Origin of the sequence: Streptococcus sp. DD10 (assembly GCF_001578805.1) — a bacterium.
Classification (GTDB): Bacteria; Bacillota; Bacilli; order Lactobacillales; family Streptococcaceae; genus Streptococcus.
Genome location: NZ_KQ969196.1, coordinates 1 through 535, shown reverse-complemented (window position 1 = coordinate 535; position 535 = coordinate 1). Strand labels below are relative to the sequence as shown.

The following is a 535-nucleotide window of genomic DNA, read 5'->3' as shown; positions in this document are numbered from 1 at the left end:
GCTTTGAAAAAATAAAAAGAGGTATCCAAATGGAAAATAGAGACCGTCCAATTTTGAAACGAGTTTTTTTCTCAGAGATAGAAATTCGCATATTGGAAAGATTAATGGCAGAAGCGAAGTCCCCTAACTTTTCATCTTACGCACGAAAACATTTATTAGTTCCGACGGTTATCAATATCGATACAAACGGTTTTGAACAAATGACCTATCAGTTGAACCGAATTGGAAACAATGTCAATCAGCTAGCCAAGGTCGCAAATAAAAACCAAAGAATTGACAGAGAACAGATAGAGGAATTACAAAAAATGTTACGAGGGTTAGATCGTTATGTAAAGCGGACCATGAAATCGGCACTTAAGGAAATGAATCAAGCGATTTATGCCGAGAAAACTTTTGACAATAAGCGGTAGCAGAGTACGCTAGTACGTGCCGAGCCGAAAGGCTTTAGCGTTTCGGATGGACACGGACAAAGGACGTCGCTACTGGTTACTTGTTGTCAAAAGGAAATTGGAATAAAGTAAGCGTACTTGAGTTT

General features: G+C 38.7%; 1 protein-coding gene. It reads left to right on the top strand.

What is annotated here, in order from left to right:
• Positions 1-410, top strand: a 410-nt coding sequence (gene mobC, locus STRDD10_RS10070) for a plasmid mobilization relaxosome protein MobC (protein ID WP_231853414.1), incomplete at its 5' end; no start/stop codon positions are given.
• Positions 411-535: the final 125 nt, after the last annotated feature.